The 1,498-nt window shown below is 76.1% G+C and carries 2 protein-coding genes; one reads left to right on the forward strand and one right to left on the reverse strand.

Going from position 1 to position 1,498, the window contains the following annotated elements; genetic code table 11:
• On the forward strand, positions 1–309 hold a 309-nt coding region (locus AOK15_RS34390; protein WP_157870457.1), incomplete at its 5' end, for a tetratricopeptide repeat protein.
• Positions 310–551: 242 nt separating this feature from the next.
• Here AOK15_RS34390 and AOK15_RS34395 read toward each other — a convergent pair.
• Positions 552–1,498 (reverse strand): UDP-N-acetyl glucosamine 2-epimerase (locus tag AOK15_RS34395; RefSeq protein ID WP_055522231.1); only part of this gene is annotated, 947 nt, incomplete at its 5' end.

Here is a 1,498-nt window from a genome sequence, read left to right on the forward strand (position 1 = left end):
CTCACCGCGGTGAGGGACGCGCATGAGGCCGCGCGGGCGCTGGCCTTCCTGGGGCGGGCGCGGGCCCGATCCGGGGAACCGGCCGCCGGCATCCGGCAACTGGGCACCGCACTGCGGACGTTCGAGCAGTTGGGCGCCCCGCACTGGCAGGCCCGGACCCTGGAGATGCTGGGCCGGTGCGCCGAGGACGCGGGCGATACGGACGCCGCCCGCGACCTCTACCTACGGGCGCTGCCGTTGTCCGCGACGGTCAGCGTCGACGACGAGCGCCGGGTCACCGCCCTCCTTGACGCCCTGCCGCCGAGGTGAAGGGGTACGCCCGACCGCCAGCCACCGCCCGCCCGTCAGCGGCAGCACCACCAGCACACAGCCGGGGTGGGCCGCCAGCAGATCCGCGGCCTCGCGGGCGGCCCCTTCCGCGCTCGGCCTCGGCCTGGTCCCGAAGACGACGTCCGCGAGATCCCGCCGGGTCGCTGAGCCGTCCACGTCGACGCAGTGACCGTCGGTGCACCACGCGGCCAGGACCGCGGCGAGTCCTCCGCCCGGCGCGGTCACGCGGGCACCTCCCGGCCGGCGGACGGCCAGATCAGGGACGCGTCGGGCACGGGGAGCGGCCCGCCCAACGGAGCGTGCGCGGGCTGCCCCAGACCCAGTAACCGGTACAGCAACGCCCGCATGTTGCGGTGGAAACGCCCCGGTTCGGAGGTGATGCGCGCCGCGACCGCCTCGTACGCGGGCCTGCGGTACTCGGCGGACGCGTAGGCGAACTGCCTGGTGAGCGGGTGGAACGGGGAGAGGGCCGGGGCCAGCAGCGCCAGTTCGGCCGCGGGCGAGTCGGGGTTGGTCTCGTCGTCCGCCGTGCCGGTCAGCAGGATCGGCGCCTCGGTCAGGGTGCCGTACAGGGTGACCGAGCCGTGGTCGCCGACGATGAGGTCAGCGGCGCACAGCACCGGCCGCCAGTCCATGTCGGGGGGGAGGACGCCGACGCCCCGTTCCGTCCAGGAGGCCAGCCAGGCGCGGACCTGGCGCGCACCGTGGCCGGACCACACGTTGGGGTGGACGAGGACGACGACGCGGTGGAGGTCGTCACGGAGTTCGTGGACCAGCCTGGGCAGGAGTGTCTCGAAGCGGGCGAACGACGACTCGGGCCCCCAGGTCGAGGTCACCGCGATCAGCCGCCGTCCCGCATGGAGGCCGAGCGCCCGACGGTAGGCGTCCCGCCGTGGCAGGCTCGCGAGGATGCGGTCGTGGGCGGGGTCGCCGACCACATGGGCGACGGGCAGGGCCTCGGGGCACGAGCGGGCCAGGGCGGCCCGGTCGTCCTCGTGGGCCAGGACCACCGCGGCCGGCGGGCGCCCGCCGGGCAGCAGGTCCTCCCGGCGCAGCCCGAAGACCGGCGAGCCCGCCGCGGCGGCGAAGCGCTTGAGGAAGCAGGCCCCGTGCGGCAGCAGCACCACCCGGGCCCGCGCGCCATGGACCGGGTGCGGGCCCGGGTGGT

Origin of the sequence: Streptomyces ossamyceticus (genome assembly GCF_001418475.1) — a bacterium.
Classification (GTDB): domain Bacteria; phylum Actinomycetota; class Actinomycetes; order Streptomycetales; family Streptomycetaceae; genus Streptomyces; species Streptomyces ossamyceticus.